18 protein-coding genes and 3 pseudogenes are annotated in these 19189 nt (G+C 25.2%); 13 read left to right on the top strand and 8 right to left on the bottom strand.

The features are described from left to right. Nucleotides 1–209 precede the first annotated feature (209 nt). Nucleotides 210–1031 (bottom strand): IS1595 family transposase, encoded by an 822-nt coding sequence (locus tag AACL02_RS09775; RefSeq protein WP_281747836.1) that lies wholly within the window; start codon nt 1029–1031, stop codon nt 210–212. Nucleotides 1032–1049: 18 nt separating this feature from the next. Between AACL02_RS09775 and AACL02_RS09780 the strand changes: the two genes are divergently transcribed. Together AACL02_RS09780 and AACL02_RS09785 are read left to right on the top strand one after the other, a co-directional pair. After that, entirely contained in the window at nt 1050–1787 is a 738-nt protein-coding gene (locus AACL02_RS09780) for a hypothetical protein (protein ID WP_339041242.1), read from the top strand. 519 nt (nt 1788–2306) lie between these two features. After that, nucleotides 2307–2663, top strand: coding sequence for a hypothetical protein (locus tag AACL02_RS09785; RefSeq protein ID WP_339041243.1), 357 nt, complete (start codon nt 2307–2309; stop codon nt 2661–2663). Between the two features lie 2 nt (nt 2664–2665). Here AACL02_RS09785 and AACL02_RS09790 read toward each other — a convergent pair. Then, nucleotides 2666–3783, bottom strand: a protein-coding gene (locus AACL02_RS09790) for an IS3 family transposase (RefSeq protein WP_339041245.1) whose coding sequence is annotated in 2 segments (ribosomal slippage) — nt 2666–3513 and nt 3513–3783 — 1119 coding nt in all. Because the reading frame shifts where the segments join, the coding sequence is not laid out codon by codon here. A 112-nt stretch (nt 3784–3895) separates the two neighbouring features. On the opposite strand from AACL02_RS09790, the gene AACL02_RS09795 reads away from it, so the two are divergent. Then, nucleotides 3896–5194: a hypothetical protein gene (locus tag AACL02_RS09795; protein WP_339041247.1), complete on the top strand. Its 1299-nt coding sequence runs from the start codon at nt 3896–3898 to the stop codon at nt 5192–5194. A 111-nt stretch (nt 5195–5305) separates the two neighbouring features. Here AACL02_RS09795 and AACL02_RS09800 read toward each other — a convergent pair whose 3' ends face one another. Continuing rightward, nucleotides 5306–6121, bottom strand: a complete 816-nt coding sequence (locus AACL02_RS09800) for an IS1595 family transposase (protein ID WP_339043714.1) — start codon at nt 6119–6121, stop codon at nt 5306–5308. A gap of 79 nt (nt 6122–6200) precedes the next feature. Between AACL02_RS09800 and AACL02_RS09805 the strand changes: the two genes are divergently transcribed. The 6 genes and pseudogenes from AACL02_RS09805 to AACL02_RS09830 all read left to right on the top strand — a co-directional run. Beyond that, complete coding sequence (locus AACL02_RS09805; protein WP_339041249.1) at nt 6201–6506, top strand: hypothetical protein; 306 nt, start codon at nt 6201–6203, stop codon at nt 6504–6506. A 148-nt stretch (nt 6507–6654) separates the two neighbouring features. Next, nucleotides 6655–7053 (top strand): hypothetical protein, encoded by a 399-nt coding sequence (locus tag AACL02_RS09810; RefSeq protein WP_339041251.1) that lies wholly within the window; start codon nt 6655–6657, stop codon nt 7051–7053. A 111-nt stretch (nt 7054–7164) separates the two neighbouring features. Next, complete coding sequence (locus tag AACL02_RS09815) at nt 7165–7845, top strand: hypothetical protein (RefSeq protein WP_339041254.1); 681 nt, start codon at nt 7165–7167, stop codon at nt 7843–7845. A gap of 5 nt (nt 7846–7850) precedes the next feature. Beyond that, on the top strand, nt 7851–8036 hold the full coding sequence (locus tag AACL02_RS09820) for a hypothetical protein (protein WP_339041256.1): 186 nt from the start codon (nt 7851–7853) through the stop codon (nt 8034–8036). 63 nt (nt 8037–8099) lie between these two features. Next, nucleotides 8100–8633 (top strand): hypothetical protein, encoded by a 534-nt coding sequence (locus AACL02_RS09825; RefSeq protein ID WP_339041258.1) that lies wholly within the window; start codon nt 8100–8102, stop codon nt 8631–8633. A 148-nt stretch (nt 8634–8781) separates the two neighbouring features. Next, a pseudogene (locus AACL02_RS09830) lies at nt 8782–9594 on the top strand (IS256 family transposase); the annotation flags it as partial. A gap of 43 nt (nt 9595–9637) precedes the next feature. On the opposite strand, the gene AACL02_RS09835 reads toward AACL02_RS09830, so the two are convergent. Next, nucleotides 9638–10876 carry an IS256 family transposase gene (locus AACL02_RS09835; protein ID WP_281749630.1) on the bottom strand — a complete coding sequence of 413 codons (1239 nt, stop codon included), beginning with the start codon at nt 10874–10876 and terminating at the stop codon, nt 9638–9640. 91 nt (nt 10877–10967) lie between these two features. Here AACL02_RS09835 and AACL02_RS09840 point away from each other — a divergent pair. After that, nucleotides 10968–11105 (top strand): annotated as a pseudogene (locus AACL02_RS09840) (IS256 family transposase); the annotation flags it as partial. A 17-nt stretch (nt 11106–11122) separates the two neighbouring features. Here AACL02_RS09840 and AACL02_RS09845 read toward each other — a convergent pair. Continuing rightward, nucleotides 11123–11839, bottom strand: a pseudogene (locus AACL02_RS09845) (IS256 family transposase); the annotation flags it as partial. Nucleotides 11840–11886: 47 nt separating this feature from the next. Beyond that, a complete protein-coding gene (locus AACL02_RS09850; protein WP_339041264.1) occupies nt 11887–12483 on the bottom strand; it encodes a hypothetical protein in 597 nt (198 codons plus the stop codon). Between the two features lie 340 nt (nt 12484–12823). Between AACL02_RS09850 and AACL02_RS09855 the strand changes: the two genes are divergently transcribed. The 3 genes from AACL02_RS09855 to alaS all read left to right on the top strand — a co-directional run bounded on the left by AACL02_RS09855 (nt 12824) and on the right by alaS (nt 17889). Continuing rightward, complete coding sequence (locus AACL02_RS09855; RefSeq protein ID WP_339043715.1) at nt 12824–13639, top strand: IS1595 family transposase; 816 nt, start codon at nt 12824–12826, stop codon at nt 13637–13639. A 150-nt stretch (nt 13640–13789) separates the two neighbouring features. Further along, nucleotides 13790–14611 carry an IS1595 family transposase gene (locus AACL02_RS09860; protein WP_339041266.1) on the top strand — a complete coding sequence of 274 codons (822 nt, stop codon included), beginning with the start codon at nt 13790–13792 and terminating at the stop codon, nt 14609–14611. Nucleotides 14612–15165: 554 nt separating this feature from the next. Further along, entirely contained in the window at nt 15166–17889 is a 2724-nt protein-coding gene (alaS, locus tag AACL02_RS09865) for an alanine--tRNA ligase (RefSeq protein WP_339041268.1), read from the top strand. Between the two features lie 81 nt (nt 17890–17970). Here alaS and AACL02_RS09870 read toward each other — a convergent pair whose 3' ends face one another. Both AACL02_RS09870 and AACL02_RS09875 read right to left on the bottom strand, forming a co-directional pair. Beyond that, nucleotides 17971–18507: an IS1595 family transposase gene (locus tag AACL02_RS09870; protein ID WP_281748497.1), complete on the bottom strand. Its 537-nt coding sequence runs from the start codon at nt 18505–18507 to the stop codon at nt 17971–17973. Between the two features lie 24 nt (nt 18508–18531). After that, nucleotides 18532–18792, bottom strand: a complete 261-nt coding sequence (locus AACL02_RS09875; RefSeq protein ID WP_339040794.1) for a hypothetical protein — start codon at nt 18790–18792, stop codon at nt 18532–18534. Nucleotides 18793–19189 lie beyond the last annotated feature (397 nt).

The raw sequence follows: 19189 nt of genomic DNA on the forward strand, positions 1-19189 counted from the left end.
GTCATTTAATTATATTTACTAGAATTAATTAAACATAGTTATTTTTGTAAGTTACACAGATTACTAAAAATTTCCGAAAAAGATAAAAGAATTGTTCATTATCAAAATTGAAAACTTAATTATTTATGGCTTTTCTCCCTTTATGTACTATTTTAATTTTATCACATAAATGCTGAGAAAAGCCTATCTACGGACTTCTCCCCACATTTTTAAATCAAACATAGAATTACAGTTTCAAAACTAGGTATCTTGTTGAATTTATATGCAGCTTCTTTAGCATATAAATGAACATGATGTTTTGCAACTTTGATATGTGTTTTAAATGTTCTTCTTATATGTTTTCAAACTGATTCAATTTGGTTGGTATTTACACCAATTTTTGAAACATAGCCATCTTGATGGTTAACTGTTTCATGCTTAGTGAAAACTGATTTAAAATCGCAATATCCTTTTCAAGAATCAGTATATACAAGACATTTTGAAGAAATGTGGTTTTTTGCAAACTGCAAAAGATTTTTACTCTTTGCGTTTTTCAATACTTTCACAATTAAATTATTGGTTGTTTTTTGATAAATGCCAACAATCAAGGTTTTATTCACCAAGGATCTTCCTTGTTTTTTAAAACCCATATGTGAAAGATACATTTCATCAATTTGCACTGTACCTTCAACAATAAATTGAGGTTTTTGTTTTGCAATACGTGTTCTGATTTTATGAGTCATTCTTCAAGCAGTTTTCAAAGTCACTCCCAATTCTTTTGCAATATCTGTTGATGGAATTCCATGTTTGGTGTTTATTCATCTAAAGATAAGATAAAACCAAGATGTTAAAGATGTTTGTGACCTTGAAAATATGGTGCCTGTGAGAATGCTAAATGTTTGATTACATTTTAAACATCTCATTCTTTTTAAATCAGAAGTATTCAAATTAAAATTAAAACACCTAATACATTTGTTTTCTTTCAAATTTGCTATATATGCAAGACATTGCTGTTCAGTTTGAAAAGCATTGTTGAATTCATTCAGTTTCATTATTCCCTCCACAAGTACATGTGGGGAGAAGTCCCTTATTTATTACCAGAACATGAAGGTGAAAGTTTATTAGAATTAGAAGCTCTAGACCCAATATCTGCAAGAGTCAGAAGTCATGGTTTAGTAGGTTATGAATCTGGTGGAATATATACACATTTAATTCATAAGATATCACGTTTATTACAACCAAGTTATAGATTTAGTGCTGGATTAGATTATGGGTTTAAAGATGATGCTTTAGCATGTTTATTAATAGGTTTTGATTATAATTTTAAATTTGTTAATGTTATTGATTGTTTAAAAATAGAAAATAAATTAATTCGTTATGATAATAAACAATTAGCAAGATTAGTAGTAGAGTTTTATATTAAATTAGCAAAAGAAAATAATTTGTTATATGAATATGGTTTAACAGTATATTGTGATTTTAGTAATTATACATTTATTGAAATGTTAAATGATACAGCAATTAAATATAACGTTAATTCATGGCTCTATTTTAAAGATTGTGTGAAATTAAGACTTGAGTTTAGAATAGGTAAGAATGTGGCTTTAATGGCTTCAGAACGCTTAAATATTAGTATGAATGCACAAGAATTATTAGATGAATTTAGATTAGCAATATGAGATGAAAAAAGTATTAAACAAATACCTTTGCCGGTTAACGACCATTTACGAGATGCATTTGATTATGCTATAGAACCATATATTAGAAATTTAAGTGCAAATATAAATCCTTATTTTGAAAGGAAGTAACATATGAATAATCATAATACTGAAATATTAACTCCTAATTGATGTATGATAAATCTTCAAGAAATAATAGCAAATCATGCAAGTAAATTATTATGAGGTAATAGTTATACTTTAACAAGTGAACATCCAGAATATAAAAATGCTATTTAAAAATTAAAAGAATGAAATAATTTTGATAGTTTATTTTATCAAGATTGTCATATTAAATCTGGTTATGGTTATAGTATTGTTCAAATTGATAGAAGTAAAACTGGAAGAATAGCATTAAATTTTGCTCAACCATATGCTCAATAAAGAGTAGCTAGAGTATTAGAAACTGAATATAGTGCATCAACATGGTCAAGAGTACAATATGATGACCAAAGTATTTATGTTAAAACAACATATACTCCAAATCAAATTATTAGATATTTTACTAGTGATACAGTTACATTAGATGGTTTACAAGAAAAAATAAGTAAAGATTTACAATTACCATTAATTGAAAATCATAATTTAGGTATTATTCCAGTTAAATTTATGCAAAATTTACCTAAAAAGAATTTCTTTGGTGGAGTTATTGGTGATTATTATCCAGATATGACTCCAATTAAAAATTTACAAAAATTATTAAATAAAACATTTGAATCAATTGAACATGAACTTGAATGTAATATAACTCGTGTATTTTTAGATATTACTGAACAAGAAATAAATCAATCTAAAACTGCTTTTGATTTAAAAAAATTAATAGGTAAATTTATTTTACAAGCAAATTTAAGAAGTATGGGAAGTACTAGTGGAACACCACCAATTGCAATATTACAAGGTAATCCCATTTTAGATAAATATGGTGAATTTATACAATTTATTATTTGGAATGGCAACCCTTTTTAGGACTATTTTTTGGTAGACATTTGTTTTTGATAATTAACTGGAGTTAAGTAGTTTAAAGTGCCGTGAATTCTTATGTTGTTATATCAATTGATGTAATCAAATAATTCTAATTTTAATTGGATTAATGATGTAAAATTTTTATCATTAATAAATTCGGTTTTGAAAGTTTTAAAGGTTGATTCAGCAACAGCGTTATCATAAGGACAACCTTTTTTGCTTAAAGAGCGATTAATATTGAATGCTAGTAAAAGTTTATCAATAATTTTATTATTAAATTCATTACCGCGATCACTATGAAATATTTGAATATCTTTTAAACAGCGATTTGAGTGCATAAATGCTTGATATACTAATGATGCATCTTTTTTAGTACCTACACTATGTCCAATTATTTCGCGGTTAAATAGGTCAATTAATAAACAAATATAGTTTCACTTACCATTTACTTGAACATAAGTTAAATCACTAACAATAACTTCATTTTTAACTCTATTATTAAAGTTTCTATTAACAAGATTGGTTATTTGACTATCATTGACTTTATTATGATAATTTTTGAATGATAATTTAGTGTATTTTGATATTAAATTATGTTTATTCATAATTTCTTTAATTTTTCGTCTTGATAAATAAATTTCTTGGTTTTCTAGAATGACTTTTAATCTTCTAGTACCATAAACTTCTTTATTTTTTTTAAAAGCACTAATAACAGCTTGTTCATAAATATTATTTTGAATTTTATTTTTTTTCTTTAAATTAAAATAATATGTTGATTTAGAGAGTTTTAAAAAATGACACATTGTGCGAATTTTATATTTAGATTTATTATTTGCAATAATCTCTACTTTCTGCCTATTATTAGTGCTGCTTGCTTTAAAATATCATTTTCCATTCTTAATTGTTTTAATTCTTTTCTTAATTTAATTATTTCATTTTCTTCAACAGAACGATTATCTTTAGTTTTAAAACTACATGAATTAGTAAATTGCTTAATTCAATTGTAAGTAGCTGCTCTTGTAACATTATATTCTTTAACAAGGCAAGATACTGATTTGCCACTTTGATATAAAGCTACTATTTGTTTTTTAAATTCATCGGTATATGAGTTAATATTGGCCATAATTATAGTTCCTTTCTTTGTTCACTTGTCTATGTAATTAGTGTCCAATAAAGTGTAACCCATCCAAGTTTCAAATTTATTAATACCAAGATTTGACACTGTTAATTTTTTTATGAGTGCTGAATTATATAAATTTTATACAAATGTTATTTATTCAAGTGCAAAAGAAAAAAATATTATGCCGTATGATGTTTTTAGAAATGGTACACCTGATGAATTGCCAGCAATTTTAGGAACATCTAGTCATATGACAAGTTTTACATTTAATTTAACGGATAACATTAAACTTTCAACTTATGATATTGATAATAATAATATTGTTGATACTAAATATATGAACCTAGTTAATATATCGCAAAATAACCCAAATAATAGTCAACAAATATATTTATTACCACCAGTAGAAGATTTTGATTTACAATCACCAATTTTTAGTAATGATAATTATAATGGTTTTTATATAGATATGATTGATATCTTAGTTCAAGGAAAATGTAATTTTAAATTAACATTTTATAGTATGCCAAATGATTACGAAGGTGCTGTAAGTGATGATTTTAGTATTTGAGCAGGAACATATCAAACGGTTGGTAAGGCAAGTGGTAATATAAGATTGATTAAAAATAACTTTTTACTAGCAAATAATACTTATAGTTTTAAAAATAAATATAATTATCCAAAAGCAGTTAATCCACCACCGCCAACAGAAATACCACACTCAATATTTATATATTTATCTGGTCAAAAATTAAATAATAATTTTACTTCTCCATTTGTATCAGATATTTCTAAACGTTATCAATATTTTATTTATCCAAATAATACTAACTATCAGTCATGAATAAAAAATATTTCAATTGATTTAACTGATTATGATTATCAAAACGTAAAAGATTTTCTAAATGATTATAAAAATTTTGAATTAAATTGAAATATTAGTATATCGGCAATTGAAGGAAATAAAAACAATACCTTTAATATTAGTAATTCATTTATTATTCCTGATTTAAAAGATATACCTCAATTCATAGGAGAATATATACCTTATTTTCATGAAAATAATCCAGAAACTTATTATCACTATAATGATAATCAAGAACATGAAGGTAATAATTGTAAATTTAAAGTAGAAATTCTTTTATCTCCTAGTTTAAAAGAATATTATATAAAAAATGAACTTGATAGTAATAAATATTATTCAGTATTAATTGGAGATAGAAATAATGTTAGTTCAGATGATACAAGAGTAACTTTTTTACAAACTTGATTAGTTATTAGTTTTGTAGGTACTAAATTAAATATAACTATAAATTTAATTGGTAGTTTGCATATTAATACTGATTATTTAACTAGTGAAATAATTAGTAATATTAACTTTAATAATATACAAATTTCACCAAGAGTGACATAACAGTTAGAAAGGTGGTGATAATTATGTTATGCTTTTCTCCCTTTATGTACTATTTTAATTTTATCACATAAATGCTGAGAAAAGCCTATCTACGGACTTCTCCCCACATTTTTAAATCAAACATAGAATTACAGTTTCAAAACTAGGTATCTTGTTGAATTTATATGCAGCTTCTTTAGCATATAAATGAACATGATGTTTTGCAACTTTGATATGTGTTTTAAATGTTCTTCTTATATGTTTTCAAACTGATTCAATTTGGTTGGTATTTACACCAATTTTTGAAACATAGCCATCTTGATGGTTAACTGTTTCATGCTTAGTGAAAACTGATTTAAAATCGCAATATCCTTTTCAAGAATCAGTATATACAAGACATTTTGAAGAAATGTGGTTTTTTGCAAACTGCAAAAGATTTTTACTCTTTCCGTTTTTCAATACTTTCACAATTAAATTATTGGTTGTTTTTTGATAAATGCCAACAATCAAGGTTTTATTCACCAAGGATCTTCCTTGTTTTTTAAAACCCATATGTGAAAGATACATTTCATCAATTTGCACTGTACCTTCAACAATAAATTGAGGTTTTTGTTTTGCAATACGTGTTCTGATTTTATGAGTCATTCTTCAAGCAGTTTTCAAAGTCACTCCCAATTCTTTTGCAATATCTGTTGATGGAATTCCATGTTTGGTGTTTATTCATCTAAAGATAAGATAAAACCAAGATGTTAAAGATGTTTGTGACCTTGAAAATATGGTGCCTGTGAGAATGCTAAATGTTTGATTACATTTTAAACATCTCATTCTTTTTAAATCAGAAGTATTCAAATTAAAATTAAAACACCTAATACATTTGTTTTCTTTCAAATTTGCTATATATGCAAGACATTGCTGTTCAGTTTGAAAAGCATTGTTGAATTCATTCAGTTTCATTATTCCCTCCACAAGTACATGTGGGGAGAAGTCCGTTATGTTAAATTAAAATGAAATGAAAGAAGGTAATACTATGGAAGAAAAAGAAAAAGATGAACAAGAAGAAACTAAGGAAGAAGAAGTAAAATCAGAAGAAAATACTGAAAAAGAATCTGAATCTGAAGATAAAAAAGAACCAGAAAAAGAAGAAGTTAAAGAACCAACTTTAGAAGATAAATATAAAGAATTAGAAGAAAAATATAATGCTTTATATAAAGAAAAAACTGATAAAGATAGAGAAATTAGACATTCAGAAAGTTATAAAAAATATGATTTATCACAAGAAAATATTAATTTATTAAAAAGATATCTTGGAGATAAAGATGATATTGATGAATAATTATCATTATTAAATAAAGATTTTCCACATTTATTTAATAAAAATAAAGATACAAATATTAGTAATTATTTAGATGTAAAAGATAAATTTAAAGAAGAAAAAGAATATGAAGTAGATACTAGAAAAATAGGAATGGTAGGTTAAAAATATGGCAATTATTACAACACAATCAACAACAATTAATGACCCAAGTAATCCAACGGGTAAATTAGATTTATCAGTAAAATATATTAAAAATTTAAAAGTTTTATTATCAAAAAGAGTTGCATTAATTAATGCTACAGTAGAAAATAGAGAACAATTAGATGCTGGTACTGCTATTTATAATATTACAAAAAGAAATCTTACAGATGATTATGATGCTGGTGCTGGTTCTAATGATTTAACAGCCACAAGAGTTGAACAAATTTTATTAGATAAAAAGAAACAAATAACTTTTGAAGAAGAAACACTTGATTTAAAAAGATTAGGTGCAAAATATGAAGATGGTAATGTTTTAGTATCAGATAGTTTAGCATCAAGTTGAATTGATGCAAAAGCAAAATAAGTTGAAACTTATTTAGTAGCAAAATTATTAGCATTAGCAGTTAAAACAGCAAAAGATAATGGAATTATTAATATTGCATTACCAAGTAATCCAAAAATAGATGATTATAGAATGTTATTATGATTAAAAATATCAAATACATTAGCAACATTAAAAGCAAGAATTACTGATGAATATATTGGTACAGATGAAGAAGATTATACATTATGAGTATCTAGTTTTTTTAAACCATTAGTATTATTATCAACAACTACATTAGGTAGTGATAGTGCTTCACAAGCATTAAAAGATGGTAAAATTGTAGAAATTGGTGGTATTAAAATTGTAGAATGTCCTTGATTAGGTAGAAATTATCCAATTGCAACTATTGATAAAAAAGAATCATTTAATTTTTTAGGATGTGATGCTGTATTAGTACATAAAGAAGCTTTAGCATTTCCATTTAATCGTGGTCAAGATAATATTTTTGTTTTACAAACTAATGGTAATGTTAAGAATTTTCATAAGTTTTTAGTTAGTGAAGGTAAAGCATTAAGACCAGATTTAGTTAAAGGATTTACAGTTACTTCAAGTATTGATATTGCTACAGCAATTGAATTTACTAATTTAGGTGCTATTACTATGGCTGGTGCTACACCAACTGCAGATGAAGTTGAAAAAGCAATTCTTGCTAAAAATCCTAATTATGTTAAAGGTAATGCTAATTTTTCAGATTTAACAGCAACAAGTGCAAATGTTGAAGGTAAAACTTTATATGATAGTTCTTTACAAGTAACTTTTACAAAGAAGTAATTTAAATGCCTATTATATTATTATTAAGAATAATATTAGAAACTGCTGTTAGTGATATTCAAACTGCTGAATTAATAGAAAAATTTAAAAAAAGTAATTCATTATTTAATAGTTTTTTAAAAAATCCAGCAGGAATATTAAAAAATCAATTAATGTCAAAAGTATTAGGTCAAGGTAAATCACAAAAATAATTATCTGAATTTCAACAAGTTTTACAAAAATTAACTAATTTACCAGTAATTCATAAAAAAATAATGACACATATTACTAATAATAATATTGCTAAATTACAACATATTCAAAAACAATATTTAAATGGTAAGTCATTAATGGATAAAGGTAAAGAAATAATAATGAATTCTTTAACTGAACAAGATTATGATAGTATGATTGGGGTTTATGTAAATTTATCTAGTAGTGCATTAGCAGGTGGTATATGAACTCCAGTAGTACAAGCACAATCTGGTACTTATGGTATTGCTACATTAACATATAGAACTAATTTAAGTAAATCATATGATTACTTTATGATATCAAAAGAAATGTGAATTGATATGTGTAAAGCAACTGGTGCTTATGGTACTGGTGCTAATTCAATACTTATAAGACAGTATTATCATGGTGGATTAGATAAAGAAGATAAAGAATATTTAGCACGTAGAAATTCTAAAAATATAGGTAAAAAAGTAATTCAACAAAAGAAATATAAATCAGTTATTGGTGTAGTTAATAAATCACAAGCAGTACAAGGATATGAAAGGTTTAAAAATTATGGAAAACAAAAATAATAATGATTGAAATGTAAATTTAAATTATATTACAAAAGATGATTTAAAAACTATGGAAATGTTTAGTAATCTGTGTAACTTACAAAAATAACTATGTTTAATTAATTCTAGTAAATATAATTAAATGACTAGAAAGAGTGAGTTACAGATCGCTAAAAAAGATAACTTTAATAATAATGATCCAATATCAAAAGCAGTAGATTTATTACTAGAAAATACTGAAGATTTAACAACAGTTTTTAAACCTGGCGGTTTATATAAAGAATTAACAAAAAGATTAGTTGAAAAAATGTTGAATTCTGAAATGCAAAATTATTTAGGATATGAAAAAAATCAACATAGTACTACTGAAAATGCTCGTAATGGTACAAGTTCAAAAAAATTAATAACTCAACAAGGTAAAATTGAAATTGATGTACCAAGAGATCGCAATAGTAATTTTACTCCTGTAATAGTTCCTAAAAGGCAAAGAAGATTTGATGGTTTTGATCAACAAGTTCTTTCCTTGTATGCAAAAGGAATGACATTATCTGACATTAGAATGCAGTTGCAAGAGTTATATCATGGTGCTGATATTAGTGAAAGTGTTATTAGTCAAATTACTGATGATGTTATTGATGATGTTAAAGCATGACAAAATCGACCATTAGAAAGTATTTATCCTATTGTTTATTTTGATTGTATAGTAGTTAAAGTACGACAAGATAAACGGATTATTAACAAATCAGTTTATATAGCATTAGGAGTTGATTTAGAAGGCAAAAAAGATGTTTTAGGATTATGAATTAGTGAAAATGAAGGTTCTAAGTTTTGATTATCTAATTTCACAGAAATGAAAAATCGTGGCTTAAATGATATTCTTATTGCTTGTAGTGATAATTTAACAGGCATGTCAGAAGCAATACAATCAGTTTATCCTAAAACAGAACATCAATTATGCATTGTTCATCAAATTAGAAATAGAGGCTTTTTAATAATCTGTGTATCTTTGTTTTACAAAGTTACTAATTTAGATTAATTCTGTCTTCAAATTTTATCATAAAATGAGCAATTGCTGTATTTCAATTTTGAATAGGCAATGTTCATTTTTTTGTTATATTTTCAATTGCCAAGTAAAATATTTTGAAAACTGCCATATCATTAGGAAAAACTTTTTTATTTCTGATGATTTTTCGTAATTGACTATTAACAGATTCAATAGCATTTGTAGTATAAATCACTCTTTTGATTTCTACTGGATAACTAATAAAAACCATTAAATTATCTCAATTTTTATATCAAGATTTAGTAATTTGAGGATATTGTTTATTTCATTTACTTTCAAACGATTCTAAAGCTTGCATTGCTTGTTCTTCACTACATGCACTATAAATTGGTTTTAAATCTGCAACTAGACCTTTTCGATGTTTGTATGAAACATATTTTAAACTATTTCTAATTTGATGAACAATGCATAATTGATGTTCTGTTTTAGGATAAACTGATTGTATTGCTTCTGACATGCCTGTTAAATTATCACTACAAGCAATAAGAATATCATTTAAGCCACGATTTTTCATTTCTGTGAAATTAGATAATCAAAACTTAGAACCTTCATTTTCACTAATTCATAATCCTAAAACATCTTTTTTGCCTTCTAAATCAACTCCTAATGCTATATAAACTGATTTGTTAATAATCCGTTTATCTTGTCGTACTTTAACTACTATACAATCAAAATAAACAATAGGATAAATACTTTCTAATGGTCGATTTTGTCATGCTTTAACATCATCAATAACATCATCAGTAATTTGACTAATAACACTTTCACTAATATCAGCACCATGATATAACTCTTGCAACTGCATTCTAATGTCAGATAATGTCATTCCTTTTGCATACAAGGAAAGAACTTGTTGATCAAAACCATCAAATCTTCTTTGCCTTTTAGGAACTATTACAGGAGTAAAATTACTATTGCGATCTCTTGGTACATCAATTTCAATTTTACCTTGTTGAGTTATTAATTTTTTTGAACTTGTACCATTACGAGCATTTTCAGTAGTACTATGTTGATTTTTTTCATATCCTAAATAATTTTGCATTTCAGAATTCAACATTTTTTCAACTAATCTTTTTGTTAATTCTTTATATAAACCGCCAGGTTTAAAAACTGTTGTTAAATCTTCAGTATTTTCTAGTAATAAATCTACTGCTTTTGATATTGGATCATTATTATTAAAGTTATCTTTTTTAGCCATCTGTAACTCACTCTTTCTAGTCATTTAATTATATTTACTAGAATTAATTAAACATAGTTATTTTTGTAAGTTACACAGATTACTAAACATTTCCGATATGGCAGTTTTCAAAATATTTTACTTGGCAATTGAAAATATAACAAAAAAATGAACATTGCCTATTCAAAATTGAAATACAGCAATTGCTCATTTTATGATAAAATTTGAAGACAGAATTAATCTAAATTAGTAACTTTGTAAAACAAAGATACACAGATTATTAAAAAGCCTCATTATCATTTCTGTGAAATTAGATAATCAAAACTTAGAACCTTCATTTTCACTAATTCATAATCCTAAAACATCTTTTTTGCCTTCTAAATCAACTCCTAATGCTATATAAACTGATTTGTTAATAATCCGTTTATCTTGTCGTACTTTAACTACTATACAATCAAAATAAACAATAGTATAAATACTTTCTAATGGTCGATTTTGTCATGCTTTAACATCATCAATAACATCATCAGTAATTTGACTAATAACACTTTCACTAATATCAGCACCATGATATAACTCTTGCAACTGCATTCTAATGTCAGATAATGTCATTCCTTTTGCATACAAGTAAAGAACTTGTTGATCAAAACCATCAAATCTTCTTTGCCTTTTAGGAACTATTACAGGAGTAAAATTACTATTGCGATCTCTTGGTACATCAATTTCAATTTTACCTTGTTGAGTTATTAATTTTTTTGAACTTGTACCATTACGAGCATTTTCAGTAGTACTATGTTGATTTTTTTCATATCCTAAATAATTTTGCATTTCAGAATTCAACATTTTTTCAACTAATCTTTTTGTTAATTCTTTATATAAACCGCCAGGTTTAAAAACTGTTGTTAAATCTTCAGTATTTTCTAGTAATAAATCTACTGCTTTTGATATTGGATCATTATTATTAAAGTTATCTTTTTTAGCGATCTGTAACTCACTCTTTCTAGTCATTTAATTATATTTACTAGAATTAATTAAACATAGTTATTTTTGTAAGTTACACAGATTACTAAACATTTCCTTGTTACTTCTTCTAACTTATTTTTTAGTTCTTGTATTTCTTCAATTTCGTTTAATAATGCTTGCATTTCTTTATTGGCTTCATTCAACTTAGTTTGCATTTCTTCTTTTGCTTTGTTAGTTTCTTCTATTTTATTTTTTAGTTCTTGTATTTTTTCATTATCGTTAGTGTTTTTGCTTTCTTCTTTTAGTTGTTCTATTTCTTTATTGGCTTCTTCTAACTTAGATTCTATTTCATTTAATTTATCTTCAATTGCTTTTTTTTCAAGTTCTGTATTTTCTAGTTTATTTTTTAGTTCTTGTAGTTGTTCACTATCTTTATTGTTTTCAATTTCTTCTTTTAGTTGTTCTATTTCTTTGTTAGCTTCTTCTAATTTAATTTGTGTTTCATTTAATTTAGATTGAATTTCTTCTTTCTCTTGTTTAATTTTTTCTAATTCTGTGTTAACATTTTCTTCTTCTTCTTCAGTTTCTTTTTCTTCCTCTTCGGTTTCTTCTTCAAATTCATTTATTGTATTATCTATTTCATTATTATTTAGTTTACTTGACATAAAATTTGTCTCCTTTTTATTTATTAATTTGATTTATTTTTGGACTCCTTTTATAGTAATATTTTAATAAAACACAAATTTAGAGTAGAAATTAAATTATTTTTTTGTTTTTTGAAATAATAAATAAATTCAGTTGTTTAAAATTTCATTTTAAAAAAATGAATAGTAATTTAATAGTTATTGTTCTTACAAGGATTAATTTTAATAAATTAATAAAATTTTTAATGCTAGATTTGATTGTAAAACTTCAATTAATTATCATTTTTATTTTTTATATTTAAGATTTACTTAAAATATTTCGGACTTCTCCCCACATGTACTTGTGGAGGGAATAATGAAAATGAATGAATTCAACAATGCTTTTCAAACTGAACAGCAATGTCTTGCATATATAGCAAATTTGAAAGAAAACAAATGTATTAGGTGTTTTAGTTTTAATTTGAATACTTCTGATTTAAAAAGAATGAGATGTTTAAAATGTAATCAAACATTTAGCATTCTCACAGGCACCATATTTTCAAGGTCACAAACATCTTTAACATCTTGGTTTTATCTTATCTTTAGATGAATAAACACCAAACATGGAATTCCATCAACAGATATTGCAAAAGAATTGGGAGTGACTTTGAAAAATGCTTGAAGAATGACTCATAAAATCAGAACACGTATTGCAAAACAAAAAACTCAATTTATTGTTGAAGGTACAGTGCAAATTGATGAAATGTATCTTTCACATATGGGTTTTAAAAAAAAAGGAAGATCCTTGGTGAATAAAACCTTGATTGTTGGCATTTATCAAAAAACAACCAATAATTTAATTGTGAAAGTATTGAAAAACGCAAAGAGTAAAAATATTTTGCAGTTTGCAAAAAACCACATTTCTTCAAAATGTCTTGTATATACTGATTCTTGAAAAGGATATTGCGATTTTAAATCAGTTTTCACTAAGCATGAAACAGTTAACCATCAAGATGGCTATGTTTCAAAAATTGGTGTAAATACCAACCAAATTGAATCAGTTTGAAAACATATAAGAAGAACATTTAAAACACATATCAAAGTTGCAAAACATCATGTTCATTTATATGCTAAAGAAGCTGCATATAAATTCAACAAGATACCTAGTTTTGAAACTGTAATTCTATGTTTGATTTAAAAATGTGGGGAGAAGTCCGTAGATAGGCTTTTCTCAGCATTTATGTGATAAAATTAAAATAGTACATAAAGGGAGAAAAGCCTTAATTTTATATAATTTAATGATAAATTTTTATCGGACTTCTCCCCACATGTACTTGTGGAGGGAATAATGAAACTGAATGAATTCAACAATGCTTTTCAAACTGAACAGCAATGTCTTGCATATATAGCAAATTTGAAAGAAAAAAAATGTATTAGGTGTTTTAGTTTTAATTTGAATACTTCTGATTTAAAAAGAATGAGATGTTTAAAATGTAATCAAACATTTAGCATTCTCACAGGCACCATATTTTCAAGGTCACAAACATCTTTAACATCTTGGTTTTATCTTATCTTTAGATGAATAAACACCAAACATGGAATTCCATCAACAGATATTGCAAAAGAATTGGGAGTGACTTTGAAAACTGCTTGAAGAATGACTCATAAAATCAGAACACGTATTGCAAAACAAAAACCTCAATTTATTGTTGAAGGTACAGTGCAAATTGATGAAATGTATCTTTCACATATGGGTTTTAAAAAAAAAGGAAGATCCTTGGTGAATAAAACCTTGATTGTTGGCATTTATCAAAAAACAACCAATAATTTAATTGTGAAAGTATTGAAAAACGCAAATAGTAAAAATCTTTTGCAGTTTGCAAAAAACCACATTTCTTCAAAATGTCTTGTATATACTGATTCTTGAAAAGGATATTGCGATTTTAAATCAGTTTTCACCAAGCATGAAACAGTTAACCATCAAGATGGCTATGTTTCAAAAATTGGTGTAAATACCAACCAAATTGAATCAGTTTGAAAACATATAAGAAGAACATTTAAAACACATATCAAAGTTGCAAAACATCATGTTCATTTATATGCTAAAGAAGCTGCATATAAATTCAACAAGATACCTAGTTTTGAAACTGTAATTCTATGTTTGATTTAAAAATGTGGGGAGAAGTCCGTAGATAGGCTTTTCTCAGCATTTATGTGATAAAATTAAAATAGTACATAAAGGGAGAAAAGCCATTTTTATTTTTTAAAAGTTATTCTAAGCAAATCTTAACTAAAGTTTATATCTGAAAAAATGAATATACAATAAAAAAAATACCAGTTAAATTATATTTTTAATTAAATAGAAAAAATCTTTCTTGTAATTTTTATTATATAAAGTTAATAATTAATATTTTTTTCTTTTTAATTTATAAAAATATTTCATAATTTTATCTTTTTGCTTGTAATAACTAATATTTATGGTTAATATTAAAATTGAAATTAATATTTATATTAATCTAAATTAGATAAGTATAATTAATAATAATTAGTTTTCAGCGAGAGTGAATAGTGTAAGCACTTAACCATTATTAATTAGAAGCTCCTAATTTAACAATTTTAATCATTAATTAAGCGCATTTACTTTGTAAGTGAATTAGGATGGTACCGCGTTAAAAAACGTTCCTATTTTGATAGGAATTTTTATTATTTTGAGGATAAATTATTATGTTAATAAAATGAACAACAGATAAAGTTAGAACAACTTGATTAAATTTTTTTAAAAGTTATGATCATCACATTTTAGAAAGTGCATCACTTGTTCCAAATGATGATCCTTCATTATTGTGGATTAATTCTGGAGTTGCTACATTAAAACCATATTTTGATGGACGACAAACCCCAATTGCTAAAAGATTAGCAAATTCACAAAAAGCAATTAGAACTAATGATATTGAAAATATTGGTATTACAGCAAGACATCAAACTTTTTTTGAAATGTTAGGTAATTTTTCAATTGGTGATTATTTTAAAAAAGAAGCTATTATTTGAGGATGAGAATTTTTAACTAGTAAAAAATGATTAAATTTAGATGCTAATTTATTATATGTAACAGTTTTTAATGAAGATGAAGAAACATATAATTTATGATTAAATATTATTAAATTACCAAAAGAACGTATTATTAAAGGTACAAGATCTACTAACTTTTGAGATATGGGTCAAGGTCCTTGTGGTCCTAATACTGAAATTTATTATGATCGTGGTATTAAATATGATCCTAAAAATATTGGTATTAAATTATTAAAAGATGATATTGAAAATGATCGTTATATTGAAATTTGAAATATTGTTTTTTCACAATTTAATAATGATGGCAAAAATAATTATACTGATTTACCAAGAAAAAATATTGATACTGGTTCAGGATTAGAAAGACTAGTAGCAATTTTACAAGATGTGCCAACTAACTTTGATACTGATTTATTTCAAAATATTATTCATGAATGTGAAAAATTGACAAATTTTCGTTATGATATTAATAATTATTTTACACAAGAGATTAAGCAAAAAACTATTAATACTGCATTTAAAATTATTGCTGATCATATTCGTTGCTTAGTTTTTGCAATTAGTGATGGTGTTTTTCCTAGTAATAAAGATCGTGGTTATGTATTACGAAGATTGATTAGAAGAGCTGTTGTATATGGACAAAAACTTAATATTAATGAACCATTTTTGTTTAAGTTAGTTTCAATTATTATAAAAGTTATGGGTCAACATTATCAAGAATTACATGAAAAAGTCGATTTAGTAACTAATATTATTAAAAGCGAAGAATTAAAATTTTGAACAACATTAATAACAGGAAAACAATTATTATTACAAGTTATTAGTGATAATAAAAAAGTAGATGCAACTGCGGCTTTTAAATTATTTGATACCTATGGTTATCCTATTGAATTAACATTAGAGATTGCAAATGAAGAAAATGCTACTGTTGATTTAAAAGGTTTTCAAAAGTTATTGGATAACAGTAAAGATAATACAAGAAAAGTAAGAATTAATCATCAAGCATTAACAATTCAATCTTCATTACTAACTAATTTAAAAGTTCCTTCAACCTTTGTTGGTTATGATAAAGAACAAATAAATACAAATATTGTTTTTATGTTTAAATCAGAGCATGAGGTAAAATTTTTAAAAAATGAAAAAGGTTATTTAATTTTAAATGAAACACCTTTTTATGCAGAAAAGGGGGGACAAGCATCTGATGATGGCATTATCACAGGAGAAAATGGAACGGCCTCTGTTATTGATGTACAACAAGGACCACAAAAACAGCATATTCATCAAGTGGAAGTAAAAGGTGAATTAACACAAACAGAAATTGTTGAAGCACAAATTAATAGTTCACATCGTTTTTATACAAGAAAAAATCATTCAGGAACTCATTTATTACATGCTGCTTTAAGAAAATTATTAGGTTTACATGTTATGCAATCTGGAAGTTTTAATAATTATCAATATTTACGATTAGATTTTAGTCATTATCAAATGTTAACTTTAGAACAAATTATAAGTATAGAACAACAAGTAAGTAAATGAATTAAAGGTAAATATCCTTGTGAAATTATTTATTGTACATATGAAGAAACAATCAAAATGGGAGCTTTAGCTTTTTTTGGTGAAAAATATGAAGAAAAAGTTCGAGTAATTAAGTTTGGTAATTTTTCAATTGAACTTTGTGGGGGTACTCATTGTTATAATTCACAAGAAGTAGAACAATTATTAATAACTAATGTTGAGTCAAAAGGATCTGGTTCTTATCGAATTCATGCTTTAACATCATTAAAAACTATTAATGAATACTTAACACAACAAATAATGATGATTAAAGAACAAAGCAATAGTTTATTTATTCAATATCAAAAAAATAAAGATAATTGTATGCAAGAAGAAGAAATTGAAAAAATATATGATACTATTAATAATTTAAAAGTGGTAGCTGCTGATTGAAGAAAAGGAAAAATGTTATTACTAGAATTACATGGTTTATTTAAAAAATGACAAATTAATTTTGAAGAATTAAATCGTCAGAAGATAGTGAAAAAATATTTAACTTTAGTTCCAAAAAATGAAAATAATTATAAATTATTAATTGCAAATTTTGAAAATTTAGATATTAAAACATTAAGAGAAATAATTGAACATTATCGTAATCAATATCAAAATATTATTATTATTTTTATTAATAAAATTAATAATCAAGAATATTTAGTATTAGTTGCTTCAAGTAAAGAATTGCATAATAATAAACAGTATCAAAGTAATAATATTTTACAAAAAATATTAAAAACATATAATGGTAAGGGTGGTGGTAGCCCAATCTTAGCGCAAGGGAAGATTGATAAGTTTATTACAGAAAAAGAAATTAATAAAATTATATAGGCTTTTCTCCCTTTATGTACTATTTTAGTTTTATCACATAAATGCTGAGAAAAGCCTATCTACGGACTTCTCCCCACATTTTTAAATCAAACATAGAATTACAGTTTCAAAACTAGGTATCTTGTTGAATTTATATGCAGCTTCTTTAGCATATAAATGAACATGATGTTTTGCAACTTTGATATGTGTTTTAAATGTTCTTCTTATATGTTTTCAAACTGATTCAATTTGGTTGGTATTTACACCAATTTTTGAAACATAGCCATCTTGATGGTTAACTGTTTCATGCTTAGTGAAAACTGATTTAAAATCGCAATATCCTTTTCAAGAATCAGTATATACAAGACATTTTGAAGAAATGTGGTTTTTTGCAAACTGCAAAAGATTTTTACTCTTTGCGTTTTTCAATACTTTCACAATTAAATTATTGGTTGTTTTTTGATAAATGCCAACAATCAAGGTTTTATTCACCAAGGATCTTCCTTGTTTTTTAAAACCCATATGTGAAAGATACATTTCATCAATTTGCACTGTACCTTCAACAATAAATTGAGGTTTTTGTTTTGCAATACGTGTTCTTATTTTATGAGTCATTCTTCAAGCAGTTTTCAAAGTCACTCCCAATTCTTTTGCAATATCTGTTTATGGAATTCCATGTTTGGTGTTTATTCATCTAAAGATAAGATAAAACCAAGATGTTAAAGATGTTTGTGACCTTGAAAATATGGTGCCTGTGAGAATGCTAAATGTTTGATTACATTTTAAACATCTCATTCTTTTTAAATCAGAAGTATTCAAATTAAAATTAAAACACCTAATACATTTGTTTTCTTTCAAATTTGCTATATATGCAAGACATTGCTGTTCAGTTTGAAAAGCATTGTTGAATTCATTCAGTTTCATTATTCCCTCCACAAGTACATGTGGGGAGAAGTCCGATTATATATTAAACTTAATACATATAAGTATTAATTTATATAAATATTATGATATACAATAATATATGTTCAACGTCAATAATTTTTTACAATCATATATAACATTATTATAGTAATTGCAGAATCTTTTATAATTTCTTATTGATGAAATATAGGAAAATAGTAGTTATAATAATTTTGAAAAAAATATATTTTTTTAATTAATAACTTGTATTTTTTCTAAAATTTAATAAAATGACTAAGTGTAAACTAAATATTGGTTTTTTAACTCATTATTTTAATTTAAAAAATAAATGAGTTTTTATTATATTTAATAAATAAAAAACATAAAAAATACAATAGGTGTATTGGAAATACTCTAT

Source organism: Spiroplasma endosymbiont of Apeira syringaria (assembly GCF_964020205.1).
In the GTDB taxonomy this organism is placed as follows: Bacteria; Bacillota_I; Bacilli_A; order Mycoplasmatales; family VBWQ01; genus Spiroplasma_E; species Spiroplasma_E ixodetis_A.